Below are 21,996 nucleotides of genomic sequence, written 5' to 3'. Positions count from 1 at the left end.
GCGGACCACCCACCCACGCCAGCACCAGCCACCCGACCGCCGCGCGGTCGATCCGCACACGGAGACCCCCATGAGCCCAACACCCATCACCGACGTCCTGGTCGTCGGCGCCACCGGCAGCATCGGCGCACTCGCCGTCGCCGCGTCGATCCGCCAAGGTCACCGCACCCGCGCGCTGGTCCGCGACCCGCGCCGGGGCGCGTCGCTGCCCGCCGAGGCTCGGGCTGTCATCGGGGATCTCACCCGCGCCGACACCCTCACCGAGGCCGTCGCGGGCGTGGACGCGGTGGTGTTCACCCACGGCTCGCACGGCGGAGCCGCCGAAGCCGAGGCCGTCGACTACGGCGCCGTGCGCAACGTGCTGGCCGCGCTCGGCGACGCCCCCGCCCGGATCGCCCTGATGACCACCATCGGGGTCACCAAGCACACCCCCGGGGCACGACTGGAAGCGCCGCGGGAAGCGGCTGGTGCGCGCCAGCGGCCGGGCGTACACGATCGTGCGGCCAGGCTGGTTCGACGCCAACGACGCCGACCAGCTGAACCTGGTCATGCTGCAGGGCGACCGCCGGTGGGCCGGCAGCCCGGCCGACGGGGTGGTGTCGCGCCGCCAGATCGCCCAAGTGCTCATCACGAGCCTCACCTCCGCCGCCGGCGACCGGAAGACCCTCGAGCTCGTTGCCGAGCACGGCCCCGCCCCGATCAACCTGGACCCGCTGTTCGCCGCGCTGCAGGCCGACCCCGTCGACGCCCTCGACGCCGTCCTGGACACCGACAACATGCCGCCGGCCGCCGAGCCCAACCGGGTGCGCGCCGAGCTCGATGCCGTACGCGCCCGCCGTGGCTGACCACCCGGCTGCGCCGCTAGGGGTGTTCTCCCAGGCACTGCCTCGGCCGTCGCGGTCGACCTACGTTCAGGGGATGGACCACACCTTCACCCTGAACAACGGGGTCCAGCTCCCAGCGGTCGGCATCGGCACCGGCCAGAGCAGCCCGGAGGACACCGCGGCGGCGATCGAGGCCGCGCTGGCCACCGGGTACCGCTACATCGACACCGCCGCCGCCTACGGCAACGAGCGGCAGGTCGGGGAGGGCATCGCCCGCTCCGCGGTGGACCGGTCGGAGGTGTTCATCCAGACGAAGGTCTGGCTGACCGACCACGGCTACGACCAGACGCTGCACGCCTTCGACAAGAGCGCCCGCAAGCTCGGCGTCGAGCAGATCGACCTGCTGATGCTGCACCAGCCCGTCCCGGAGCGCTTCGACACCACGGTGGACGCCTACCGGGCGCTGGAGACTATGCTGGCCGACGGGCGCGTGCGGGCGATCGGCGTCTGCAGCTTCATGCCCCACCGCATGGTCGACCTGCTGGCCCGCACCGAGGTGGTGCCTGCGGTGAACCAGGTCGAGCTGCACCCCTATTTCACCCAGCCCGACGTCCAGCGGGCGGATTCCGAGCACGGCGTGCACACCCAGGCCTGGTCACCGATCGGTGGAGTCACCTTCTATTCCGGCTTCGGGGAGCGACCAGGCCGGGTCAGCACCCTGGCCGACGGCACGATCGCCGCGATCGCCGAGACGCACGGCAAGTCCCCGGCCCAGGTCATGCTGCGGTGGCACCTGCAGGCCGGCCGCTCCGTCGTCCCCAAGTCGGTGACCCCGGCCCGCATCGCCGAGAACGTCGACGTCTTCGACTTCGAGCTCACCGCCGGCGAGGTGGGACGGCTCGACGGCCTCGACCGGGGCGTGCGAGGCGGCCCCGACCCCGACGTCACCAACCCCGCCCGCTTCGAGATGGCCATCCCAGAAGACTGATCCCGGCTCGCGCGCTACCGCGGCCGCTGGTCGTTGCTGCGTCAGCATTGCGGAGCCGGCGGATCCGGCGGGCTGGGTCTCGAAGGGCGTTCCCCGGTGCGGAGGGCCGGTCACTCTCACCGAGTCGTCGTGTCGACACGGCGACATGTCGGGACGTCGGCAGCCCGCCGCACGCACCGCACCTTCGAGGTCCACGAGAAGCCGTACCACCTGGTTGTCACCCCTCACGGGCAGAGCCCGCTGTCCGGTGTCACCCCCCGCGGGGGTGACGTCACCGTGAACGTCTCCCCGGAGCGTCGAGGGCATCGCACTGATGCCGGAGGGCGCCCAGATGTTCCACGACCCCACGATCGTCGGCAGTTGGCCGGCGCTCGCCGCCCAACTCGACGACGACGCCGTCCCAGTTTGCTGGGCGGAGATCGAACCCGCCCTCGCAGGGCTCCGCACCGTCGCTGACCTCGTCGCTGCTTGCTCGGAGACGAGCGAGTGCGAGCGCAGCAACGCCGTCCTCGGCGCTCTGGTTCGGCTGGCTGCCATCGACGGCGGCAGCGACGACGACGCGCTGGCACTGCTGCTGCACCTGCTGAGCGGACTGGTCTGGACGATGGCCCGGCAGTTCCGTGACCTGAGCCCGGACATCGTCGCCATGGTGGTCGGCGAGCTCGCGTGCCAGATCCGGCGCTACCCCTGGCGGCGCCGTCCCCGTGCCGTGGCCGCGAACCTGCGCGCGGACACCCGGCGTGCGGTCCTCGCCGAGCTGCGGCCACGAGAACGTCGACACCCGGAGCGGGGCGAGTTCCTCACCGCCGATGGCGACGTCGCCCGGTTGATCGTCGCCCCGCCGCACGACAGCGCTGAGGACCTCGACGTCGCTGACCTGTTGCAGTGGGCGGTCCGGTCCGGCGTGGATGTCGATGACCTGGAGCTGCTGATCGCGACCGAGTGCGGCCGGGACCTCCAGCGGGGCGGGGACTCGAAGGTCGCTGCTGAGTTCGGCATTTCGACCCGCACGCTGTACCGCCGGCGGAACCGCACCCTCGCGGCCCTGCGCGAAGTCGCGGACGACTACCTGGCCGCGGTCGCGTGAGCGCCGCGCTGATCGCTCCCGGAACGACAGGGGCAAGCGAGGACGGCCCTGCGGTCGACGCTGCCGGTGATCGCGGTCCGTTGGCGGTCGCCGAAGTCCAGCAGGCCCTGCGTGAACTGCGGGCCCGGCGGGTCACAAACCGTGGCCGCGCCGGGGGTGACACCGCGGTCCAGCACAGAAACCAGCGGGGTGACAAGACGTCAGGGGAATACCGACCTGGGGGTGACAGTGCCCTGCCGAGCGGCTGGATCACCGTCCTGGCGGCGCACGCCGGTGCGGGGGCGTCCACGGTGGCGCTGGCGATCAGTGACGCCGCTGCGGCGACCGGCCGAACCGTGCACCTGGTCGAGAACGCCCGACCTTCTCATTCGGGCCTTGTCGCGGCGGCGTCGGTGGAGCTGGGCCTCGACGACACCGGCATGTGGCGTCGCGGGCTCCGGTCCGCCGTCACCCTCGATCGCCGCGCGAGCGAGGAGGCGTCGCGCTGTTGGCCTGCGCTGGCCGGCGGTCGCACGGGGGTGACGGTCCTCGACCTCGGCTCCGGTGATGACAGCCGAGCCTGCTTGACCACCAACCGCACGAGCAGCGTGGTCGTCTGCCGGCCCACCGTCCCCGGAGTGCGGTCGGCCGAGCACCTGCTCGAACAGCTGGGGGAGCAGCAGGTGGTGGTCGCCGCCATCGGTCCGGGCCGGTGGCCCGGCGAGGTGGCTGCCAGCTCGGGTCCGCGACTGCGTGCTCTGAGCATCGCTCGAGGGGTGGTGCCCGTTCCGCTGGACCAGCGCCTCCAGGTCACCGGCCTCACCGACCGTCCATTGCCCAAGCCGGTGCTCGCCGCTGGCCGCGCGCTGCTCCAGCTGCTGGACCCCACGCGCTCGACCGACCGGTCCTCAACCGCGACCGCCTCGACCGCCTCGACCGCCTCGACCCGTGAGAGGACCTCCCGATGACCGCCGCGCTCGCGGATTCACTGATGGCGGCCGGCGTCTGCCCGGCCGCGCCACCCGGCATGCAGGTCTATGCCGACCAGATCCAGTCCTGGGTCAAGTGGGGCGTGCTCGCGGTCTTGGGGATCTGCTTTTTCGCCAGCGTCGGGATGCTCATCTGGGGTCGGGTCACCCACCACCCGCGGGGCGCCCGGCTCGGGATGGACGGCATCCTCATCTGCCTGGTCGGCGCGATCCTCTACGTCGTCGGGTACGTCATCGTCCTGTCGATCGTCGGGACCGGCTGCTGATGGCCGGCCGTCGAACCGACCGGGAGCCGTGCAGCCCGCAGTGGTCGCAGCGGAAGATGGTGACCCTCCTGGCGGGCGCCGGCCTCGCGGTCGCCGTCTTGGCAGCAGGGGCCATTCTGGCCGTGGCGCACGCCGTCCACCCGGCGTTGGAGCACTCCGCGGCCGCAGTCCCGGCGGGCAGTTCCGCGGCCGTCCCGATCGCAGGGACGGCCGACCGAACCCCGCCCGAGGATGCGTTGGCCGCCAGGCCGATGCCGGCCGTCGCGGAGTCGGCCGCCCACCCGGGGCCGGTCTCGGACCGCGACCCTGGTGCGCCCATCGTGTTACCGTCGGCAACCAGCACCGGTCCAGCCGGCGTGCCGAGCGGCTTCCCGCACACCCCGGAAGGGGCCCTGGCCCAACTCGCAGCGATCGACCAGAGCGCACTTCAGTCCGGCTCGATGGACGGCGCCCGCGCCGTCATCCAGGAGTGGGCGGTGCCCGACGGCCCAACGACCACGAGCTGGTCCGGCGCCCAGGCAGTGCGCACCCTGCTGGACGCCGCCGGGCTGTCCGGCGGCGGCTCCGCGCAGTTCGCCGTCGTCCTGACCCCGCTGATGGGGCAGATCAAGGGCAGCGTCGGGCCGGACTTCGTCGTCCCGTGCGTCGACTTCGAGCTCGACGTCACCCTGCAGCAGACCGCCCGCGGCGCCATCGCCGACTGCCAACGCATGGTCTGGCGCACCGACCGCTGGCTGATCGGACCCGGCGATGAGCCGGCAGTGCCGCCGTCGGTCTGGCCGGACACCGATCTCGCCATCAGCGTCGGCTACCGGGACCTCCGCCATGGATGAGGACGTCATGGCGATCGACCTCAACCCGATGAACTGGCTTGGGGACGCCGCCTCCGCCGCGGTCGCCGATGTCTGGAAGGCGGCGATGGTCAGCATCTGGTCGGCGGGGCTCTGGCTGCTCACCCTGGCCTTCAAGGTCATCGACGCGTTCACGACGCCCGACGTCTCGGCAGCCGGTCCGATGGGTGCGGTGCTGCCGACGACGCTGTGGCTCGGCGCCTCGGTCGCGGTAACGATGATGTTCGTCCAACTGACCGTGGCGCTGATCCGTCGTGACGGACAGTCGATGGGCCGGGTGCTCCTCGGCATCGGCCAGTTCGGCTTGGTCTGGGTCGGCTACCTAGGCGTGGCCGGCGGTCTGGTCGCGGCCGCCGCGGGCCTGTCCCGCGGGATCCTGCAGGCGATGCTGCACGTCGACAGCCTGTCGGCGTTCGATCCCGGCAGCTCGTGGCCACGCGAGGTCGTCGACGCGACGGCGGCCACCGTGCTCGGCCTCTCCTCGCTGCTCCTGCTCATCCCGGCGTCGTTCTTCTACCTGGTGATCTCGCTGGTGCGGGAGGCGGCGTTGATCATCCTGGTTGCCACCGCGCCGATCGCGGCCGCCGGCCTGGTCAGCGACAGCACGAAGACGTGGTTCTGGAAGAGCCTGCGCTGGTTCTTCTCCTGCCTGCTGATCGCGCCGACCGCGGCGCTAGTGCTGGGCATCGGCGTGCAGCTGTCCGCCGGCGTGGTCGCCGGTGACGGCGACTCCACCGCAGCCGCCGCGGGGACGGCGGTGATCGGTGCGGTCCTGGTCGCGATCGGTGCGCTGTGCCCGCTGGTGCTGTTCCGGCTGCTGGCGTTCGTGGACCCGGGCACCGCATCGGGGGCGGCGTTGCGGCAGTCGTGGGGTGAGGCCGGTGGTCTGTCCGGACTCGTGTCCGGCGGCAAGGAAGGCACGGGCAGCGGCGCTGCCGCGCAGAGCGGTGGCGATGGCCGTTCGCAGGGCGAAGCCGCTGCCGAGGCGCAGTCAGCGAGCCGGCTCGGCTCGATGTTCGGGGCGGTCGGCGGCGCGGTGGGCGCCGGCACGGGTGCGGCGGCTTCGGTGGCCCATCGGGCGGTCGACATCGCCTCGGACGTGCTTGGCTCGACCGGGGTCGGGCACCCCGGCTACAGCATGACGCCGACCGACCAGCGCAGCAGCCGACGTTCGAGCGGAGGCAGCCGGCCGTCCGGCGCTGACCCCGGCTCTGGTGGGAACGGCAGGGCTTCGGGCGGACCTGCAGCTGGCGGGAGCGGAGGCCTGCCCACTCCGTCGCCGAGCCTCGTGCCATCAGGTGGCGGGCTGGCTACGCCCGCGGCATCACCGGCCTTGAACGGCGGCCGGGTGTCCGGGGCGACGAAGGCAGGGCCGGCCGGCGCTGCCTCGGCTCCCGAGGCGGCTGCGGTGGTGGCGCTGTGACCGCATCGACTGGACCGGTCCGCTACGGGTCGTGGTCGAAGAACAAGCCGGGCTGGTTCGGTGGCCTCAGCGCTGGGGCCTGGATCGGGATCGGACTCGCCGGGCTGCCCATGCTGCTGGCGGCCGGTGCGCACCGGTGGTTGCTCGCAGTGGCGTGGGCGCCGGCCTGGGCGGTGCTGGCCGTGCTGTTGGCGGTTCCGGTGCGCGGCCGGTCCGCGTTCCGCTGGGCACTGGACTCGCTGCACCGCGGGATCGGCGGCGCTCTGGGGTGGACCGACTGGCAGTCCCGAGCTGCCGCAGGAACCGCTACGGACCTGGACGACGCCGACCTGCCCGGCGTGCTGTCGGGGGTCCAGACCCACGACGGGCCGCCGTTCGGACCGTTGCTCGCCCGCCCGGTCGTCGTCGCCGATCACCGACAGCGCACCTGGGCGGTGGTCGCCCGGATCACCCACCCCGGGATCGGGCTGTCCGAAGCTGCGGCGCGCACGCGGATGGGCACCGGGCTGGCCGAGCTGCTCGAAGGCGCGGCCAGCACCGAGCTGGTGTCGGTCATCGCGCTGCAGGTCCGGACCCTGCCTGACGACGGTGCCGAACGGTTCGCCTGGCAGCAGGCCCACCTGCGCCCTGAAGCTCCGCCGCTGGCGTGGGCGGTCACCGCGGAGCTCGCCGCGGTGATGACCCAGGCCGGGGTGCGGCACGAGGCGTTCGTGACGGTGGTCGTGCCCGAGCGGCGGATCGCGCGCCAGGCCAAGGAAGCCGGCGGCGGCGTCGACGGGCGTGCCCGAGTCCTCTACGGCGTGATGAGCGAGATCGAAGCGCGGCTGGTCGGGCCGGTCGGCTGCTCGAGCGTGACGTGGCTGGACTCGCCAGGCCTCGCCTCGGCTATCCGCACCGGTTTCGCCCCGGGGGATCGGGCCGGGTTGGCGGCCGCAGAGCTGGCGGGGCACGCCGATCCGCGGATCGCCGCGTCGCTGCCGATGGCCGCTGCGGGCCCCACCGCCGCACCTGCACCGGAGCGGCGGCACTACGTCCACGACGCCTGGCACTCGGCGACTTGCACCGTGCTACTGCCCGACAAGGGCGCGGTCATGGGTGCCCTGGCACCGGTGCTCACGCCGACGGCGGCGGGGGAGCGGCGGTGCGCCACGGTGTTCTTCGAGCCGATCGGCTCCGCCAAGGCTGACCGGATGGTCGGCAACGAGTCGATGAGCTCCGAGCTGGCGACCGAGATCCGACGTCGCGGTGGGTTCCAGGTGCGGGCGGTACATCGTCGCGACGCAGCCCGCGTCGAAGGTCAGGACGTCCGGCTCGCCCAGGGCAATGCGCTCGTCCGCGTCGCTGTCGCCGTGGCGGTGACCGTGCCGGGCACGTGGTCGATCACCGACTACGGCCGTCGGCTGGAGGCCAGCGTCACCGGCAGCGGGTTCAAGCCGCTGCGGCTCGACCTGGCCCAGGACTCCGCCTTCGCTGCTGCCTGCATCCCGCTCGGGATCGGGCTGCCGCGGCGCCGAGGTGTCCAGTGAGTCGGGGTGCCCAGTGAACGGCCGACGCATCGGCCGCGAGCGGCAGAGCAATCGGGGCAGGGGAATGGCCCAGCTGGTCTCCGACTTCGGCCACCAGCTCCCGCCGCTGCTCCCGTCACCGGTTCGCTCGGCCGACGCCGACCCGTTCGCCTCTCTGGTCGGCCGGCGGGGTCGGACCGGCCAGGCAGCCGGCTGGACGGCGGTGCCGGCACCGCTGGCCGTCTACCGGATGACGTCGGAGCAGGTGGGCGGTGTCTGGCCGCTGATCGCCGGCGACGGTCTCCCGCCGGCCGGCGCCATGCTCGGCATCGACTACCTCTCCGGCGGCGCCTTCTCCGCGGACCCCATCGGTTGGACGCTCGACAACGTCGCGGGCGTCACCAACCCCAACATGATCTTCTTCGGTGCACCGGGCCGGGGGAAGTCGGGCACGGTCAAGATGTTCGCCCTGCGGCAGATGGCCTACGGCTACCGCACGCTGGTGCTCGGCGACGTCAAGGACGAGTACGAGCCGCTCTGCCGGGCCCTCCAGGTCCAGCCGCACGCCGTCGGGCACGGCTTGCCCGCCCGGATCAACCCGCTGGACTTCGGACCACTGGGCAACGACTGGACGCGGCTGCCCCGGGCGGAAGCGCAACGCCGCGCGGCAATGGTGTTCTCCCGATGGCTGCTGCTCATCCGGGGTCTTGTCGGCTCCCAGCACGTGCCCTTCGGCCCGACCGCGGAGACCGCCGTCGGCCTGGTGCTCCGCGACCTGACCGGCTACACCGACGGTGCGGACCGGATGCGGGAGATCACCATCCCGCAGCTCTGGCAGGCCCTGCGTGCGCCCAGCGCCGAGCTCGTCGATGCCTGCCGCTACGCCGACCGGCAGCACTTCCTGGATGAGACCCGACCGGTGCGCGACGCCCTCGGCGCGCTGGTCACCGGGCACCTGGCTGGCCTGTTCGACGCACCGACCACCGTCTCGGTGGACTGGCGCGCACCGATCCAGTCGCTGTCCCTGTCCCGGCTGGACCCGCTGGGCGATGAGGCCGTGGGCGTGGCACTGACGTGCCTGAACTCCTGGGGCCGGGCGATGACCCAGCTGGCCGAGCCGGGTGACTTGCGGATCGTCATCCGGGACGAGTGCTGGAAACAGATGCGGTTGGGCACCGACGCGGTGAAGTCCCTGGACGCCGACCTGCGGCTGTCCCGCAACGACGGCTGCATCCAGGTCGTCATCGCGCACAAGCCCTCGGACATGTTGACCGTCGGCGACGCCGGCAGCCAGGCGGTGGCCATCGCCAAGGACCTGCTGCACCTCTGCGCCACCAAGGTGCTGCTCGGTCAGGACGACCAGATCGGCGACGAGCTCTCCGACCTGCTCGGTCTCAGCCCGATGGCCGAGCAGATCGTCACCGACTGGGCTGCCGCGGCGCGGGGGCGAGCGCTCTGGCTCGTCGGCAGCCACGTGGCGAAGGTGCAGACCGTCCGCACCTCGCTCGACGTCGCCCTGACCGACACAAACGACGCGATCACCGCCCCTGCGACCGGTGCGGTCCCCGCTTCCACGGAGGCGAGGTAGCCGTGACCGGATCCGACGGCGGAACCACGGCGATCAAAGCCCTGGCCGGCCTCGTCGCGCTGGTCGTGTCCACGATGACGACGGTGCTGCTGGTGCTCGCCGGCGGAGGAGCGGGTGCCGCCCCCTCCGCCACGGGGGGATGCGGGGGCGGCGGCACCGGGCAGGTTATCGGCGCTGTTGCGCTGGACGCCGAGCAGCTGGGTTCCGCCCGGACCATCGTTTCGGTCGGCGCCGGCCGACGGCTGCCGGCGCACGCGGCGGTCATCGCCGTGGCCACCGCCTACACCGAGTCGAAGCTGCGCAACTCCGCCGTCCAGACCGACCACGACTCCGAGGGGCTCTTCCAGCAGCGGGTCTCGATCTACACCGAAGCCGTTGCAATCGATCCCATCAGGTCCACCGGCGCCTTCCTGGACCGGCTCATCGCGGTGCCGAACTGGGCGACCATCCCGGTCGGCGACGCCGCTCAGATCGTGCAGGTCTCTGCCTATCCCGACCGCTACCAACCCAACGCCGCGCTGGCCCAGGAGATCGTCGGCCGGTTCTGGCCCACCGCCGTGGCCGAGGCGGAGCTCGCTACCTCGACGACGGCACCGGCCGGTGCCGCACCGGCGATCTGCCCCGGCGCTGGCGGCGAGATCCCGGTCGGTGCCATCGTCGGCCCCCGGGGCAACAACATCGCCGGGACGACGACCGTCCCCGCCGGCCTGGTCATCAACGGATCGGTGCAGGGCGCCACCGCGGTGCGGTACGCGCTCGCCCAGCTCGGGAAGCCCTACGTCTGGGCCGCCGCCGGACCGGACGCCTTCGACTGCTCAGGCCTGACCATGGCCGCCTGGGCCGCCGCGGGGGTGGCACTTCCGCACCTGGCCGCCGGCCAGACGCGCTCTGGCGTTCCCGAACCGACCAACCTGTCCCAGGCGGTCGCCGGGGACCTGGTGATGATCCCTGGCGCCGACGGCACAGCAGCCGCCCCTGGTCACGTCGGCATGGTCGCCGGCTACGTCGATGCGCCCGACGGCCGGCACCTTTACCTGGTCCAGGCACCGATGACCGGCGTTCCGGTGGAAGTGACCGAGGCCACCCGGTGGGACGGCCAGGTCGTCGCGGTCCGGCACATCGGATGACCAGCGACATGGGAGCTGACGCATGACCAGCCCGTCGCAACGCCGCCGCGACCCGCAGCCACTCAGCCGAGGCTGGGAGGTCGCGGTCGCGGGAGCCGGCGGGGTGCTGCTCGCCGTCGTGCTGGCCGCGCTCACCGGTCTCGGGCTCGCCGCGGCGCTGTGGGGCGGTGGCTGGGTGTGGCCGCACGGCACCGAGACGATCACCAAGGTGATCGCTGGGCTCCTGCACGGCGATCCCGGGCGCGGGCTGCCACCGGACCAACTGCACCGGCTCGCCGGACCGACTGCCACCTATGCCTGCGTCGCGGTCGCAGAGCTCGCCCTCTGCTCCGGCGCCGCCGTCGTCGGATTGCTCATCAGCCGGTACCTGCGGCCCGGCGACGCCCGGAGTGGCATGGCCACCCGCGGTGAGGCCGAGCAGGCCCTTGGGATCTCCCAGCTCCGCGCCGCCCGGACGGTCATCCGTCCCGACCGCTACCCGTCCAAGACCGACCGTCGACCGCGGGCAAGAGGTCGCCGTTAGCCGTCGTCCACGAGTTGTATCCCCAGCCTCGCCGGCGCCCACAGATTAAGTGACCACCAACCCTCGCCACTTGCGTCCGGAGCACCGTCGATGCCCAGCACCCGCCCACCGTTCCGACACTCGAAGGAGCCCTCTGATGGCATCCGCCACCGATGACCACCGCACCAGCGACTCTGCGACCGCTCGCACCGAAGCGGCGGCGCTGTTCGCTGCAGCGGCCCGCAACGATCGGGCCGCGACGGCGGCGCAGCTGCACTGCCTCGCGGCGTCCTCCCTCTTGGGCGCGCCCAGCGGTCCCGTGCCCGCCACCACCGACGCTCACGACCCCGACCAGCTCATCACCCGGGCGCTGCGCATCCTCGGTGAACTGGAGCCCGAGGACTTCGCGCACCCTGATGTCCTGGCCGCGGCCCGGCACGGTCGCCGTGCCCTGCGTGAGCCGCGCTGATGGCCACCTCGCTCGGGCAGCTCCTGGACGCCCTCGCTGACACCGCGCAGACCATCGAGCCCACCGCCGCGGCACGCGCCGACGCGGGTACCGCGCTGGGCCAGCTGGGCCGGGCGCTGGCCCAGCTGCGCCGCGACGGCGTGTCCTCGGCCATCGGTGATCGACGTGAGCAGCAGGTCGCCGCTCTGGCCGTTGCCTGTACCGAGCTGGCAGTTCGTGCGCCGGCGACCGAGTCGACCTTGGCCAGGCTGGCGGGCGCTGCGGCCGACACCCTCGCCGGTCTCTACGACCACACCACCGTCGCGACCCGGTGGGCTGCGGCCACGGCGGTGGCGGAGACGGTCATGCCGCTGGCCCAGGTGATCGCCGAGGGCCTGCCCGCCGGCCCGGCGGCCCAGTGGCTCGCCGAGGTCGAGCGGCAGTCGGTGCTGGTCCAGCAGACGGCGGCGCTGCAGCCCCCGTCTCGGGCGGACGCCGCCATCCTCGACCGACCGTTGTCCGGGTCTCCGGTTCTGGCAAGTCCGGACCCCGAGCTGCTCGTGCCTGACGCGGTCGCCGTGCTGCTCCGCGTCACGGGCGGCGGGGCGGAGCCACCGTCGGTGGCGGAGGTCCTCGCGTACACGCTCGCCGCCGAGACGCTCAGCGATGCCGCGCAACGGCTCCACCCGGGGACCGAACCGGGGGCCGGGCCGCCGGCGGCCCTCGCCTGGCGGGCCGTGCGCACGGCACTTCGCCCCTACGACGACGGCAGCCGGCGGCCGCACGAGGATGCACCGCCGGCCGTGCACGCGGCGCTGCGGCTGCACGCCGCGCTCAACCACCCCGGCGCGGAGCCATCAGGGCGGTCGGAGCCACTGCGGGCAGCGATCGCAGCGGCAGCCCAGCACTTGCCGACCATGGCGACCCAGCTGATGGACCGCACGGTCCGATCCTGGGCGGACACCGGCGCGTTGGTGGCCTATGCCTGGGACGTGCCGCCGCGGGAGGAGCGGGTGGCCGCCTACCTGCGGGGCTACCAGCTCGGTGGGTTGGTGCGCGTCGACGCGGTCGATCTGCTGCCGGTGGCCGGGGCGCTGCACAACGCCCGGCTGCTGTCGGTCGCGGTGGCGACCCGGGCCGCCGAGAGCGGGCGAACAACGGCCGACTTCCCGCGCCGGGCACTGGCCGCCCACCAGGCGCTGCTCGACCGGCCTCAGACGGCCGCCGCGCTGGAGGCGGCGACACGTGAGGCCGGCCGGCACCACCAGTTGGCGCACGGACGAGCGCCCGGCCCCACCCGAGGTCGCTGACATGAGGAGGACGCGCATGTCCCGGTTCGAGCCCACGGACGTCGGTTGGCGGCTCGGTCGCTCCTCGCTGCCCCGCGGCGTCGAGCTGTGGTGCCGGTACGACCGCACCACCGGCGTGTACGGCGAGCAGGGCTCCGGCAAGACGCTGGACCTGCTGGCCCCGGCGCTGCTGGCCCACCGCGGTGCCGGGCTGGCGACGTTGACCAAGGTCGATGACCTGCTGCTGACCGCTGGACGTCGCCAGCGCCCCGACCAGCCGGGTGGGCCGCCGCGTCCGATCGCGGTGCTCGACCCGTTCGGCGCGGCACCGGGGATCCCGGAACTGGTGTGGGATCCGATCGCCGGCTGCGTCGACCCGCGGATCGCCGAACGACGCGCGAAGGCGTTCGCCGCCGGCACGGTCACCGGCTCGGTCACCGGTGGTCGACAGGACAACGCCGCACGGTTCTACGCCGCCGAGACCGCCAAGGTGCTGCAGGGCTTCCTGCACGCGGCCGCGCTCACCGGCCGCACCCTGGACCACGTCCTGGAATGGGTCGCCAACCCCGTCGCCGCCGAGCAACCGGTCGAGATCCTGCAGCAGCACCCGCACGCCGCCCGCTTCTGGGACGGGCTGCTCGCCGGCGCGCTGCACGGCAGCCCGGACACCGTCGGCAACACCGTCACCACCGTGCAGCAGGCGATGGCGCTGTTCTTCCAGCCGGACATCCGCGCCCGCTGCGTGCCCTCGCCCGGCCGGCCGGCGACCGACCTGCTCGACCTGATCACCCGGCAGGGCACGGTCTACCTGCTCGGCCGCGACGACCCGTACGCCTCGGCGGCGCCGCTGATGACCGCCGTCGCCGAGCACGTCCTGGACACCGCCCTGCAGGTCGCCAACACCTCACCGCACGGGCGCATGACGCCCTGCTTCCTGGCCTGCCTCGACGAGCTGCCCTCGACCACCCCGCTGCCCACCTTGCGCGTGCGGATGGCCAACGAACGCGCGCTGGGCCTGTCGTTCATCTACGCCGCGCAGACCTGGAAGCAGATGGTCGTCTCCTACGGGGAGGACGAGGCCCGCTCCCTGCTCGGGCTCACCAACACCCTGGTCGTCTTCGGCGGGGGCAAGGACGTGCACTTCTACCGGGAGCTGTCCGACCTGCTGGACGACGTGCGGGTCAGCCGGCAGACGGTCACCGACGGTCCCGGGGGCGTCGGCACGTCCCGGTCGGGGGAGGACGTGCGAGTGCTGCGGCCCGGGGACATCCGCCGCGTGCCGGAGCGCCACGCCCTCGTCATCGCCGGCACGGCGCCGCCCATCCTCGCCAAGCTGCGGCGCTGCCTCGACGGCACGGACGGGCAGCAGCTCAAGGCCGAGCTGGAGGCCGCCCGCGCGCAGGTGTCCCGTGCCCGCGCGGACGTGGTGGACGTCGACGAGCGCACTGCCGCGGCGCTGACCTACGCCCGCGACCACCGGCTGACTGCTCGGCCGGACGACGTCCCCGGCGGGCCGGCGACCCAGTCGCTCCGGGGGTGGCCGGAGTGATCGTGCTGCCGTTCCCACCTCCGCCGGTTGCCGTACTGGCCGCACTGGCGCTGCTGCTGGACGTGCGTCGCCGGAACTCCGAGCGGTCGGCTCCGGTCGGCGTCGTGGCGGACATGGAGCGCCCGTGGGAACCGGCCGGGTGCAGCAGCGAGCTCAGCGCGGCCGTGTGGAGCTGGTGCGACGACGTCGCCGTCTGGATCAACCACGAGTACGCCTGGCGGCCCGCGCAGATGATCCCGGCTTGCTGGCGTCAGCACCCGCACATCGCTCGCGAGCTGCCGGTGCTGGTGGTGCTGCGCTGGCAGGCCGAGAACGCCGCCGCTCCCGAGCTGGTCGAGGAGTGGAACCGCTACGCGTTCCCGATGTTCTGCGACCGGATGGTCGAACGCCTCGGTGAGAGCACCTGCCGCACCGGTCGGCACCAGAGCTGGCCGGCGGAGAGCCGCTACGTCGCCTTCGTCGACGGTGCTGGTCGCTGACGAGGCCAGGGACCGTCGCGGGGAGGCGCGGAGGGCAAGACGAAGCCCCGGCGACATGGCCAGAGGCCAGCGGTCCACCGGGGCTTTCCCAGGCATCGTACGTCAGGATGGAACGTGATGACAGCGCCGACGCCGCCGAGCTCATCAGCAGGTGGGCCGCTGGCCGGCGAGTGGGTGGAGCGCTGGCTGAGCGTCCCACGCTTCTCGGTCTACCTGGCTGCCGCTGACGCCGACCGCGGCCGTGCCCTGGCGTTGTACGAGTGGAACACCCAGATCAGCGCGGCGCTGCTGCACGACCTGGCGCACGTGGAGGTGGGGCTGCGCAATGCCTACGACCGCGCGCTGTCCGATCGGTGGCCCGGCCCGCCGCACTGGACCTTGGCCGGGGACACCGTGTTCGCTCCGGTGTACCGCACCCGAGGCCGCCGCCGGGTCGACGTCAACGAACGACCGCGGGACAACCTGCGCCAGGCGATCGGGAACGCCGGGGGCCCGGCGGCCCGGCCGGGCAAGGTCGTCGCGGAGCTGATGTTCGGCTTCTGGCGCTACCTCAGCTCGGCTGCGCACGAGAAGACGCTGTGGGTGCCCGCCCTCCACCGGGCCTTCCCCCGGGGCACCGACCGCGCTGCCCACGTCGACGGACCGGTCGGTCGCCTGCACGATCTGCGCAACCGCGTGGCCCACCACGAGCCCCTGCTGACCACCGACGTCGCGGGTCGATTCGCCGACCTGCTCGGCCTTGCCAGCCGACTCGAGCCACGACTGGGGCAGCACCTGCAGGTCACCAGTAACGTCTCCAGGCTGCTGACCACCAGGCCGTGAACCCGCACGCGGACTGCACCGATGTTCGACCGCTTCCTGCTCGATTCAGCAGGCATCCGGCTGGCTCTGGTCATCGTGAGGCGCTCACGCCGGGTCAGCGTCGTCCTTCGCTGGGGAGCGCGAGCAGCTTAAGCGACTGCAGCTGTTGGCTTGCTGGAGTTCCCGTCCGGGTCGACGAGGTCCATGAACTTCCGCAGAACTCGTGGCGGATCAGGAATGACGACGTCGGTGTGTGCGCGCGCGGCCCTGGCACGAGCGGCGAGGATGGCACCCATCGCCGACAGGCTGAGATACGGGATTTCGGTGAGGTCGATGCGCAGCGAGTCGGGTGCAGCCGAGAGCGCCGCGGCCAGGGCGGCCTGCAGCTGCGGCACGGCCTCCTTGTCGACCTCTCCGCAGAGCTGGATGGTCACCCGGCCGCTGTTGGCTGTGACGTTGATCGAATAGGGGTCAGGCACGATGAGCTCCGCTGAGTGACCGGTCGGGCCCGGGTTGTTCGAGCCGCCCGTGGTTGGCCTCCGCCGTCCAAGCGCAGGGAACGTATCAGCGGACATCCATCACCGAGCACCATGTTGTTTACGTTGTAAACGGCGGGCGGCCAGTGTCACCGCACAGTGGTCACTGGATAGCTGTCTGTGGGTTGCACTACGGCCCCTGCGGTTGACCTTGCTGCTCCGGACTGCCACGTCACCGTCGTTGCTGCGGCATCGCTCGAGTCGGGCGCCGCCGGCCCACGGCGGCGCGTTGCGCTGCTCCAAGGGGGTCAGTGGACCTCTCCGCGTGCATCGCTGCTGCGGAAGGCCGCACGGCATCAGGCGAGGTCGCCCAGTCCAGGTCCACTGCCGCGTCGGCCCAGCGAATCCGCAGTGGCCCACGCCCAGCTCCGGTGCGGAGCTGGGCGGCGTCGAGCGTCTCGGACAGTGCGATGCCCGGCGCAATACCGGTGCGGGCGACCACGTGCGTCAGGTGTACCGGCCAGCTGCTGGTTGGAAGCGCGGCGATGACCTCCGCCGCGCGGCGGGTGGCAAGCACCTGGCCTTCGGCAGTGTCCAGCCGCTCGGCGTAGACGTCGATGCGAGCGTCGATGAGCTTGCGGGCGAGGCTCGGTGAGTCGGCGAGGGCTCCCAGCAGAGCGTCGGCGCCGGCCGTCTCCAGCAGCTCGGCCGGGTCCTTACCGGTCGGGACGGCGAGGTGGTGCGGGTCAGCACCCAGCTCGGTGAGCTGCCAGAAGAGGCGGTCGGCGGCGAGCTGCCCGGCGCGGTCGGCGTCGGTGGCGACGATGACCTGCGGCCGGTTGGCGCCGATCAGCGGCCGCAGCCGGTCGGCCTGCGCGTCGGTGAACGCCACACCCAGCGGAGCGATGCCGACGAACTCGTCGTCGCCGGCGAGCGTGACGGCCAGCGCGTCGAGTGGGCCTTCGACCACGACCGGCGCCGCGCCGCGAGCCAGGGCGGCGGCGCCCTCGGTGAGGCCGTAGAGCTCGTTCCCCTTGGTGAACAGGTCGGTCTCGGCGGTGTTGAGGTACTTGGGCACGGCGTGGCTGCCATCACCGTCTCGGGCGGGGTTGCGGCGGCCGATCCAGCCGTGGATCTCCTCGCCGTCCCGGATGGCGAAGACGACCCGGTCGCGGAAGCGGTCGATGACGCGACCGGTGGAGGCCTGGCTCCCGAGGCCAGCGGCCACGATCTCTTCATCGCTGGCGCCCCGGTCGCGGAGATGGTCGGTCAGGCCGGTCCAGCCGGCGGGTGCGCATCCGATGGTGAAGCGCGCGTCGTCGATGAGGTCGGTGCCGAGCCGGTCGGCCAGATAGGCCGGCGCCCACGAGCCCCGATACCCAGCGGTGAAGAAGGCCGCTGCCTGCTGGTTGAGCTCGAGGAGCCGTTCCCGGGGGACCCCTGATGGGCCGGCCCCAGTTGTCGGGGGCTTCAGCGGGTTGGTGTCGAGCGGTTCGGGTGCGGGCTCGGTGTCATCGGGTTCGGTGAGGCCGACCATCCAGTCCGCACCGGGTGCGCCGTCCGAGGCGGACGGTTGATCAAGGACGGTCGGCGCGGCTGGACCGGCACCCGCAGCGGGGATTGGCTCAGTGAGCAGGCCGATCCGCCAGAGCAGGGCGGTGGCCAGCTCGTGGGGAAGCAGCGGCTCGTCGTCCGGCTGCCCGGCGCGCAGCAGGTCATACACCGTGGACAGCAACTGCGCGGGCTGCCAGCCGTTGGCCCCGCCCTCGCCTACCGCAGCGACCAGGGCAGGCCAGTGAGGATCGGCGACCACGCGGTCGGCGGCCGCGCTGCCGAGGACCTCGGAGAGGTCGGGCGTCCAGTCCGGGCGCAGCGTCCTCGCGGCTGCGTCGTCCGCGGCCAGCACGGCGGGGGACAGGTGGCCGGTCAGCCGCCACCAGAGCGCGGCCGCTGGCTGCTCGTCGGGCAGGGCACGGCCGGCCGACGTCCGGACGAGCGCTGCGACGTCGATGCCGGCGCGCTCGGCGGTGGAGAGTCGCTCGGCCAGAACGGGCCAGTAGGGGTCGGCGGCGATCCGGGGGTCGATGCGGTCGACCAACGGCGTACACCGTGCGGTGACAGTGCCGGGATCGCTCAGCACTTGGGCGACGCGGGCGTCGAGCCTGCGCTGGGTACGGGCGTCAGCGGCCGCAGGAAGAGCCGGGCCGGTGGGACGGCGGTCGCCGGCCTCGATGCCGTGGGCGGCGCGCCAGACGGCGAGGTCGGCAACCAAGGCAGCGTCCCGGTCGAGGAGGGGGCGAGCCCACAGCGGTGCGCTGGCCGGCGTCCAGCTGCCGACGCAGGTAGCCACAGCTGAAGCGAGCGCAGTGACCTTGCCGACGCGGTCGTCGAGGTACGGCCCCCATGCGAGGTCGGCTTGCAGCGGCTCGGGGACGGTCGGGAGCCAGGGGAGCGGGCCGACGCCGATCGAGTGGTGCCCGGTGGGATCGATGCGCCAGTCCAGGACGGCCGCGACATCGCGTGCGTCGTCCAACCCGCGTGGGGAGGCCAGCGCTTCGCGCAGCACGTCCGCGGGATCGCGACCGGCGACGGCGCACAGGGCCAGGTGCGCACGGAGCACGGGGTAGGCGTCCTGCGTGGTCAGTCCGGTCACCGCGGCTTCGGCGGCCGTGTCGATGGCGGCAAGTGCCGCAGAGCCGAGTCGTTCCTCGGCGGCGACAGTGAGTGCGTGGTGGTAGCGATCGGCACTGTCCCGTAGCCGGGCCGCCGGATCGTCCAGCTCCCGGAGCGTGCTGGTGGCCGAGGTCGGGGCGTCGTCCCGAGCCAGGACCCGGCTGAGGACGTCGACGGCGGTGGGCGGCAGCAGCGCGTCGCGGGTGCTCAGACTGTGCGGGTCGCCGTCGCCGTCGCCGGCGATAGGGAGGAAGACGTGGTTGGCGTGCCGACCGCGAGTGAGGGCCACGTAAAGAAGCTGGCGGGACTCCGTGCCGGTGGCGATGGCAAAGCAGCTGTCGGCGGTGACGCCCTGGGCGCCGTGCACCGTGGAGGCGTAGCCGAGGGTGACGTGTTCGCGCACGTATCCGGCCGGGAGGGTGACGTGCCGCCCGGTGCGGCGATGGACCACCTCGAGGGCACCAGAGGCATGAACCTCAGCGACCGTCCACCGGTCGCCGTTTTTCACCCAGTCCGTGGCACCGATCGGGATGGTGCGCTCGTTGCGGCGGGTGATCACGGCATCGCCGGCGGAGGCGCGTCCTGAGTCGGCCAGTGCGACCTCGGGCCCGACGATGCCGCTCGTCCGAGCCAGCCGCTCGTCGCGGGCCCGGTTGTTCAGCTCGGCGACCAGCTCCCGGGTGGGCGCCAGCATGAGGGCGTCGCGGCCGGCGGCCCGGTCGGTGGCCCAGGCGGTGTACGCGTCGGCGGTGGCGGTGGCCAGATCACCGACGTGCACCCGCCCGTGGTCGACGTAGTACGCCAGCGCTGCCGGGTCCCCGTCGCGCAGCGCCAGCGAGGCCGCGCCCTCGGCGTGGTTCGGCGCACCGGTGTCCGGGTCGGTGAAGCGGACCACCTGGGTCAGGCTCACCGCGCCGTGGCAGGCGGCGACGTCGCGCAGCAGCCCGCCGGCGCCGATCGCGGCCAGCTGCCGGTCATCACCGACCAGCCGCACCGATCCACCGGCCTGGACGACGAACTCGACCATCCGGGCCAGGTCCGGGGTGCTGGCCATGCCGGCCTCGTCGACGACCACAAGGGTGTTCGGTCCGATCGACGTCACCCAGGTCGGGACGTCGACACCAGTGGTCACCGCGTGGACCAGCTTGGCGAGGGTGTCGGTGTGGGTGCCGAGCTGCTCGCGCAGGACCGCGCTCGCTGCAGCGGAGGGGGCCAGGCCGACGACGGTGCCGCCGCCGGCCTGCCATGCCGCGGCGAGCGCCCGTAGCGCGGTGGTCTTGCCGGTGCCCGCTGGCGCCAGCGCGAGCTGCACCCGTGCTCCGGACGTCGCCAGTTCGCGCACCAGCTGCGCCTGGCCGGGGTTGAGCTCGGTTCCGTTGGCGACCGACTCGAGCAGTGCCAGGTCGACCGATGCGATTGGGGTGACACGTCCGTCGCGCCGGCCGGCGGCCGCGAGCACGGCTTGTTCGGCGGTGAGGACGTCGTTCGAGGTGTAGCGCGCCGAGCCGGCCACGGTGAACACGGACGTGCCATCGGAGCGACGCAGCGCGGCAGGTTCTGTGATCGGTTCCTGCGTGCCCAGCCGGATCGACAGCCGGGGTGACAAGGCCGCGGCGACGACCGCGTCCACGGCCCGGTCGACGTCAGGCAGCGTGATCCCAGCGGCGCGGGTCCGCCGTTCAGCCTCGGCGCGGACGTGGTTCTCCTGCCAGGTGGCACGGACGCTGGCCATCACCGACACCAGTGCTGCGGCGGTCTCGTTGACCCACGCGTCGGTCGTTGGTTGCGCCTTGCGAGGGGACTCCCCGCGGAGGACGCCGGCCAGGTAGTGCCTCAGCCGATCATCCCCCCCGAGCACGGCCAGGGCTTCGGTCCGCCAGCTGGCCCGCTGCTGGGCATACGAGCGTGGCTCGTGCTTGGCCTGGCGTGTCTCCAAATTGGCTTGCTGGGCCAGTGACACGGACTCCTTCATCGTCGGCGGCCGGCCATGATCGGCCTGGAATTGCGCGGACAGCACTGCCCGCCGGGCGTCGATGGCGGTGCGTCGCGAGGACCAGAATCGGGGGAGTGGCCCGTCGACTCCGACGATCTCCCGCACGGGGCGCTTGCCGGCGTCGCTGCCAGGGCGGTCGGCGAAGCGCACGCCGAGGCGATCGACCAGCAGCGCCTCCAGTCGGGTGTTGTAGCGCTCCGAGGCGGCGACGACGCTCTTGTGGATCGGTCGGCCGTCCAGCGCCAGCCACCGGCCGTCGAGGGTCTGCACCTTGTTGCTGATCGCCACGTGGGTGTGGAGATCCGGGTCACCGGCGCGGGAGTCGCGATGGGTGAACGCCGCCGCGATGAGTCCGCGTACGTCCACCTGGGCCACCCCTTGGTGGCCGGTGCGCGTAAAGGCGGCGCGGTCCTCCAACCAGGTGAGGGTGTTGGCGACGGCATCGGTGTGCGCCTGCTCGATGACCGCTGCGACCTCGCGTGAGGCGATCGCCCATAGCGTCGAGACGCTCTTGACCGGGCTGAAGGTGAGGTCGTACCCGGCGACCGCCGTGGTGGCCTGCCGGGAGATCCGGGCCAGGTGGCCAGACAGCTCCCGGGCATCGAGCGGAGGACGGCCGTAGCTCTCGACGAACATCGTCCTTGCCAGCGCGGTCCGGATGTGGGCGCGCTCTTCAGCCGGCACCGGGGTGACAGCCGCCAGCCCTCGGGCGGAGTTGTACTCGCGGAACTTCATGGCGCTCTGACGGCGGAACTCGTTCGCCTGCTCGAAGACCAGGTACGGCTTGCCGAGACGGCTGGCTTGATCTATTTCCTGCGGAGCCATGCCCGCCAACTGAGCGGCCCGCTCGATCTGGTCTGCGTTGGGGTGACGTCCCTGGCCGAACAACGCCAGCATCTGCGCTTTGGTGACCGTGCTGCCGACCAGAAAGTCCGGCACACCGGCAAGGCCGTGGCCTATCCAGATCCCGGGCGCCTCGCCCTTGTCGCTGTAGTACTGCCCGAGGCTCCCGAATCCCGGCTCAGTGGCGTCGTGCGCTGCCACCTGGCGGGTCAGATACGTGTATCCGTCCCCGGCCGTGAGCTTGTGCAGACTCATCACGAACCGACGCTATGGACGCCTGTCCCGCGTCAAGATCACCCGAGGTGCAAGAGGTGTG

The 21,996-nt window shown here is 72.6% G+C and carries 17 protein-coding genes and 1 pseudogene; 16 read left to right on the top strand and 2 right to left on the bottom strand.

Going from position 1 to position 21,996, the window contains the following annotated elements; genetic code table 11:
* The first annotated feature begins 70 nt into the window (after positions 1 to 70).
* From MODMU_RS30355 to MODMU_RS14815, 16 genes and pseudogenes are all read left to right on the top strand, one after another.
* Positions 71 to 845 (top strand): annotated as a pseudogene (locus MODMU_RS30355) (NAD(P)H-binding protein).
* 73 nt (positions 846 to 918) lie between these two features.
* The gene (locus MODMU_RS14885) at positions 919 to 1,812 is read left to right on the top strand and encodes an aldo/keto reductase (protein WP_014741128.1); all 894 of its coding nucleotides are present in this window, start codon (positions 919 to 921) and stop codon (positions 1,810 to 1,812) included.
* A gap of 313 nt (positions 1,813 to 2,125) precedes the next feature.
* Positions 2,126 to 2,899 carry a hypothetical protein gene (locus MODMU_RS14880; protein ID WP_014741126.1) on the top strand — a complete coding sequence of 258 codons (774 nt, stop codon included), beginning with the start codon at positions 2,126 to 2,128 and terminating at the stop codon, positions 2,897 to 2,899.
* Positions 2,896 to 3,846: a hypothetical protein gene (locus MODMU_RS27125; RefSeq protein WP_014741125.1), complete on the top strand. Its 951-nt coding sequence runs from the start codon at positions 2,896 to 2,898 to the stop codon at positions 3,844 to 3,846. The genes MODMU_RS14880 and MODMU_RS27125 overlap by 4 nt, the downstream gene beginning before the upstream one ends.
* Positions 3,843 to 4,133, top strand: a complete 291-nt coding sequence (locus MODMU_RS14870; RefSeq protein WP_014741124.1) for a hypothetical protein — start codon at positions 3,843 to 3,845, stop codon at positions 4,131 to 4,133. The genes MODMU_RS27125 and MODMU_RS14870 overlap by 4 nt, the downstream gene beginning before the upstream one ends.
* Before the next feature lie 56 nt (positions 4,134 to 4,189).
* A complete protein-coding gene (locus tag MODMU_RS14865; RefSeq protein ID WP_231851639.1) occupies positions 4,190 to 4,966 on the top strand; it encodes a hypothetical protein in 777 nt (258 codons plus the stop codon).
* A complete protein-coding gene (locus MODMU_RS14860) occupies positions 4,959 to 6,407 on the top strand; it encodes a type IV secretion system protein (protein ID WP_014741122.1) in 1,449 nt (482 codons plus the stop codon). The genes MODMU_RS14865 and MODMU_RS14860 overlap by 8 nt, the downstream gene beginning before the upstream one ends.
* Positions 6,404 to 7,933: an SCO6880 family protein gene (locus MODMU_RS14855; RefSeq protein ID WP_014741121.1), complete on the top strand. Its 1,530-nt coding sequence runs from the start codon at positions 6,404 to 6,406 to the stop codon at positions 7,931 to 7,933. Before MODMU_RS14860 ends, MODMU_RS14855 begins: the two co-directional genes overlap by 4 nt.
* A 64-nt stretch (positions 7,934 to 7,997) precedes the next feature.
* Complete coding sequence (locus tag MODMU_RS14850; RefSeq protein WP_014741120.1) at positions 7,998 to 9,500, top strand: ATP-binding protein; 1,503 nt, start codon at positions 7,998 to 8,000, stop codon at positions 9,498 to 9,500.
* A gap of 2 nt (positions 9,501 to 9,502) precedes the next feature.
* Positions 9,503 to 10,627, top strand: coding sequence for a C40 family peptidase (locus MODMU_RS14845; RefSeq protein ID WP_014741119.1), 1,125 nt, complete (start codon positions 9,503 to 9,505; stop codon positions 10,625 to 10,627).
* A gap of 22 nt (positions 10,628 to 10,649) precedes the next feature.
* A complete protein-coding gene (locus MODMU_RS14840) occupies positions 10,650 to 11,150 on the top strand; it encodes a hypothetical protein (RefSeq protein WP_014741118.1) in 501 nt (166 codons plus the stop codon).
* A 136-nt stretch (positions 11,151 to 11,286) separates the two neighbouring features.
* Positions 11,287 to 11,598, top strand: coding sequence for a hypothetical protein (locus tag MODMU_RS14835; protein WP_014741117.1), 312 nt, complete (start codon positions 11,287 to 11,289; stop codon positions 11,596 to 11,598).
* Positions 11,598 to 12,887, top strand: a complete 1,290-nt coding sequence (locus MODMU_RS14830; RefSeq protein ID WP_014741116.1) for a hypothetical protein — start codon at positions 11,598 to 11,600, stop codon at positions 12,885 to 12,887. Before MODMU_RS14835 ends, MODMU_RS14830 begins: the two co-directional genes overlap by 1 nt.
* A gap of 16 nt (positions 12,888 to 12,903) precedes the next feature.
* The gene (locus MODMU_RS14825) at positions 12,904 to 14,415 is read left to right on the top strand and encodes a type IV secretory system conjugative DNA transfer family protein (RefSeq protein ID WP_014741115.1); all 1,512 of its coding nucleotides are present in this window, start codon (positions 12,904 to 12,906) and stop codon (positions 14,413 to 14,415) included.
* Complete coding sequence (locus tag MODMU_RS14820; protein ID WP_231851638.1) at positions 14,403 to 14,894, top strand: hypothetical protein; 492 nt, start codon at positions 14,403 to 14,405, stop codon at positions 14,892 to 14,894. The genes MODMU_RS14825 and MODMU_RS14820 overlap by 13 nt, the downstream gene beginning before the upstream one ends.
* A gap of 117 nt (positions 14,895 to 15,011) precedes the next feature.
* Entirely contained in the window at positions 15,012 to 15,716 is a 705-nt protein-coding gene (locus MODMU_RS14815) for a hypothetical protein (RefSeq protein ID WP_051144192.1), read from the top strand.
* Positions 15,717 to 15,844: 128 nt separating this feature from the next.
* Here MODMU_RS14815 and MODMU_RS14810 read toward each other — a convergent pair whose 3' ends face one another.
* Entirely contained in the window at positions 15,845 to 16,174 is a 330-nt protein-coding gene (locus MODMU_RS14810; RefSeq protein WP_014741112.1) for an STAS domain-containing protein, read from the bottom strand.
* Between the two features lie 229 nt (positions 16,175 to 16,403).
* Positions 16,404 to 21,935 (bottom strand): MobF family relaxase, encoded by a 5,532-nt coding sequence (mobF, locus tag MODMU_RS14805; protein WP_166503791.1) that lies wholly within the window; start codon positions 21,933 to 21,935, stop codon positions 16,404 to 16,406.
* Positions 21,936 to 21,996 lie beyond the last annotated feature (61 nt).

The sequence above is a fragment of the Modestobacter italicus genome (assembly GCF_000306785.1).
In the GTDB taxonomy this organism is placed as follows: domain Bacteria; phylum Actinomycetota; class Actinomycetes; order Mycobacteriales; family Geodermatophilaceae; genus Modestobacter; species Modestobacter italicus.
This window is presented reverse-complemented; position numbering and strand designations above follow the sequence as displayed.

Bases quoted from the DNA above. Each gene is read 5' to 3' on its own strand.
- MODMU_RS14885 (WP_014741128.1), top strand. From the start codon at position 919: ATGGACCACACCTTCACCCTGAACAACGGGGTCCAGCTCCCAGCGGTC.
- MODMU_RS14880 (WP_014741126.1), top strand. From the start codon at position 2,126: ATGCCGGAGGGCGCCCAGATGTTCCACGACCCCACGATCGTCGGCAGT.
- MODMU_RS14870 (WP_014741124.1), top strand. From the start codon at position 3,843: ATGACCGCCGCGCTCGCGGATTCACTGATGGCGGCCGGCGTCTGCCCG.
- MODMU_RS14865 (WP_231851639.1), top strand. From the start codon at position 4,190: ATGGTGACCCTCCTGGCGGGCGCCGGCCTCGCGGTCGCCGTCTTGGCA.
- MODMU_RS14860 (WP_014741122.1), top strand. From the start codon at position 4,959: ATGGATGAGGACGTCATGGCGATCGACCTCAACCCGATGAACTGGCTT.
- MODMU_RS14850 (WP_014741120.1), top strand. From the start codon at position 7,998: ATGGCCCAGCTGGTCTCCGACTTCGGCCACCAGCTCCCGCCGCTGCTC.
- MODMU_RS14840 (WP_014741118.1), top strand. From the start codon at position 10,650: ATGACCAGCCCGTCGCAACGCCGCCGCGACCCGCAGCCACTCAGCCGA.
- MODMU_RS14835 (WP_014741117.1), top strand. From the start codon at position 11,287: ATGGCATCCGCCACCGATGACCACCGCACCAGCGACTCTGCGACCGCT.
- MODMU_RS14830 (WP_014741116.1), top strand. From the start codon at position 11,598: ATGGCCACCTCGCTCGGGCAGCTCCTGGACGCCCTCGCTGACACCGCG.
- MODMU_RS14825 (WP_014741115.1), top strand. From the start codon at position 12,904: ATGTCCCGGTTCGAGCCCACGGACGTCGGTTGGCGGCTCGGTCGCTCC.
- MODMU_RS14815 (WP_051144192.1), top strand. From the start codon at position 15,012: ATGACAGCGCCGACGCCGCCGAGCTCATCAGCAGGTGGGCCGCTGGCC.
- mobF (WP_166503791.1), bottom strand. From the start codon at position 21,935: ATGAGTCTGCACAAGCTCACGGCCGGGGACGGATACACGTATCTGACC.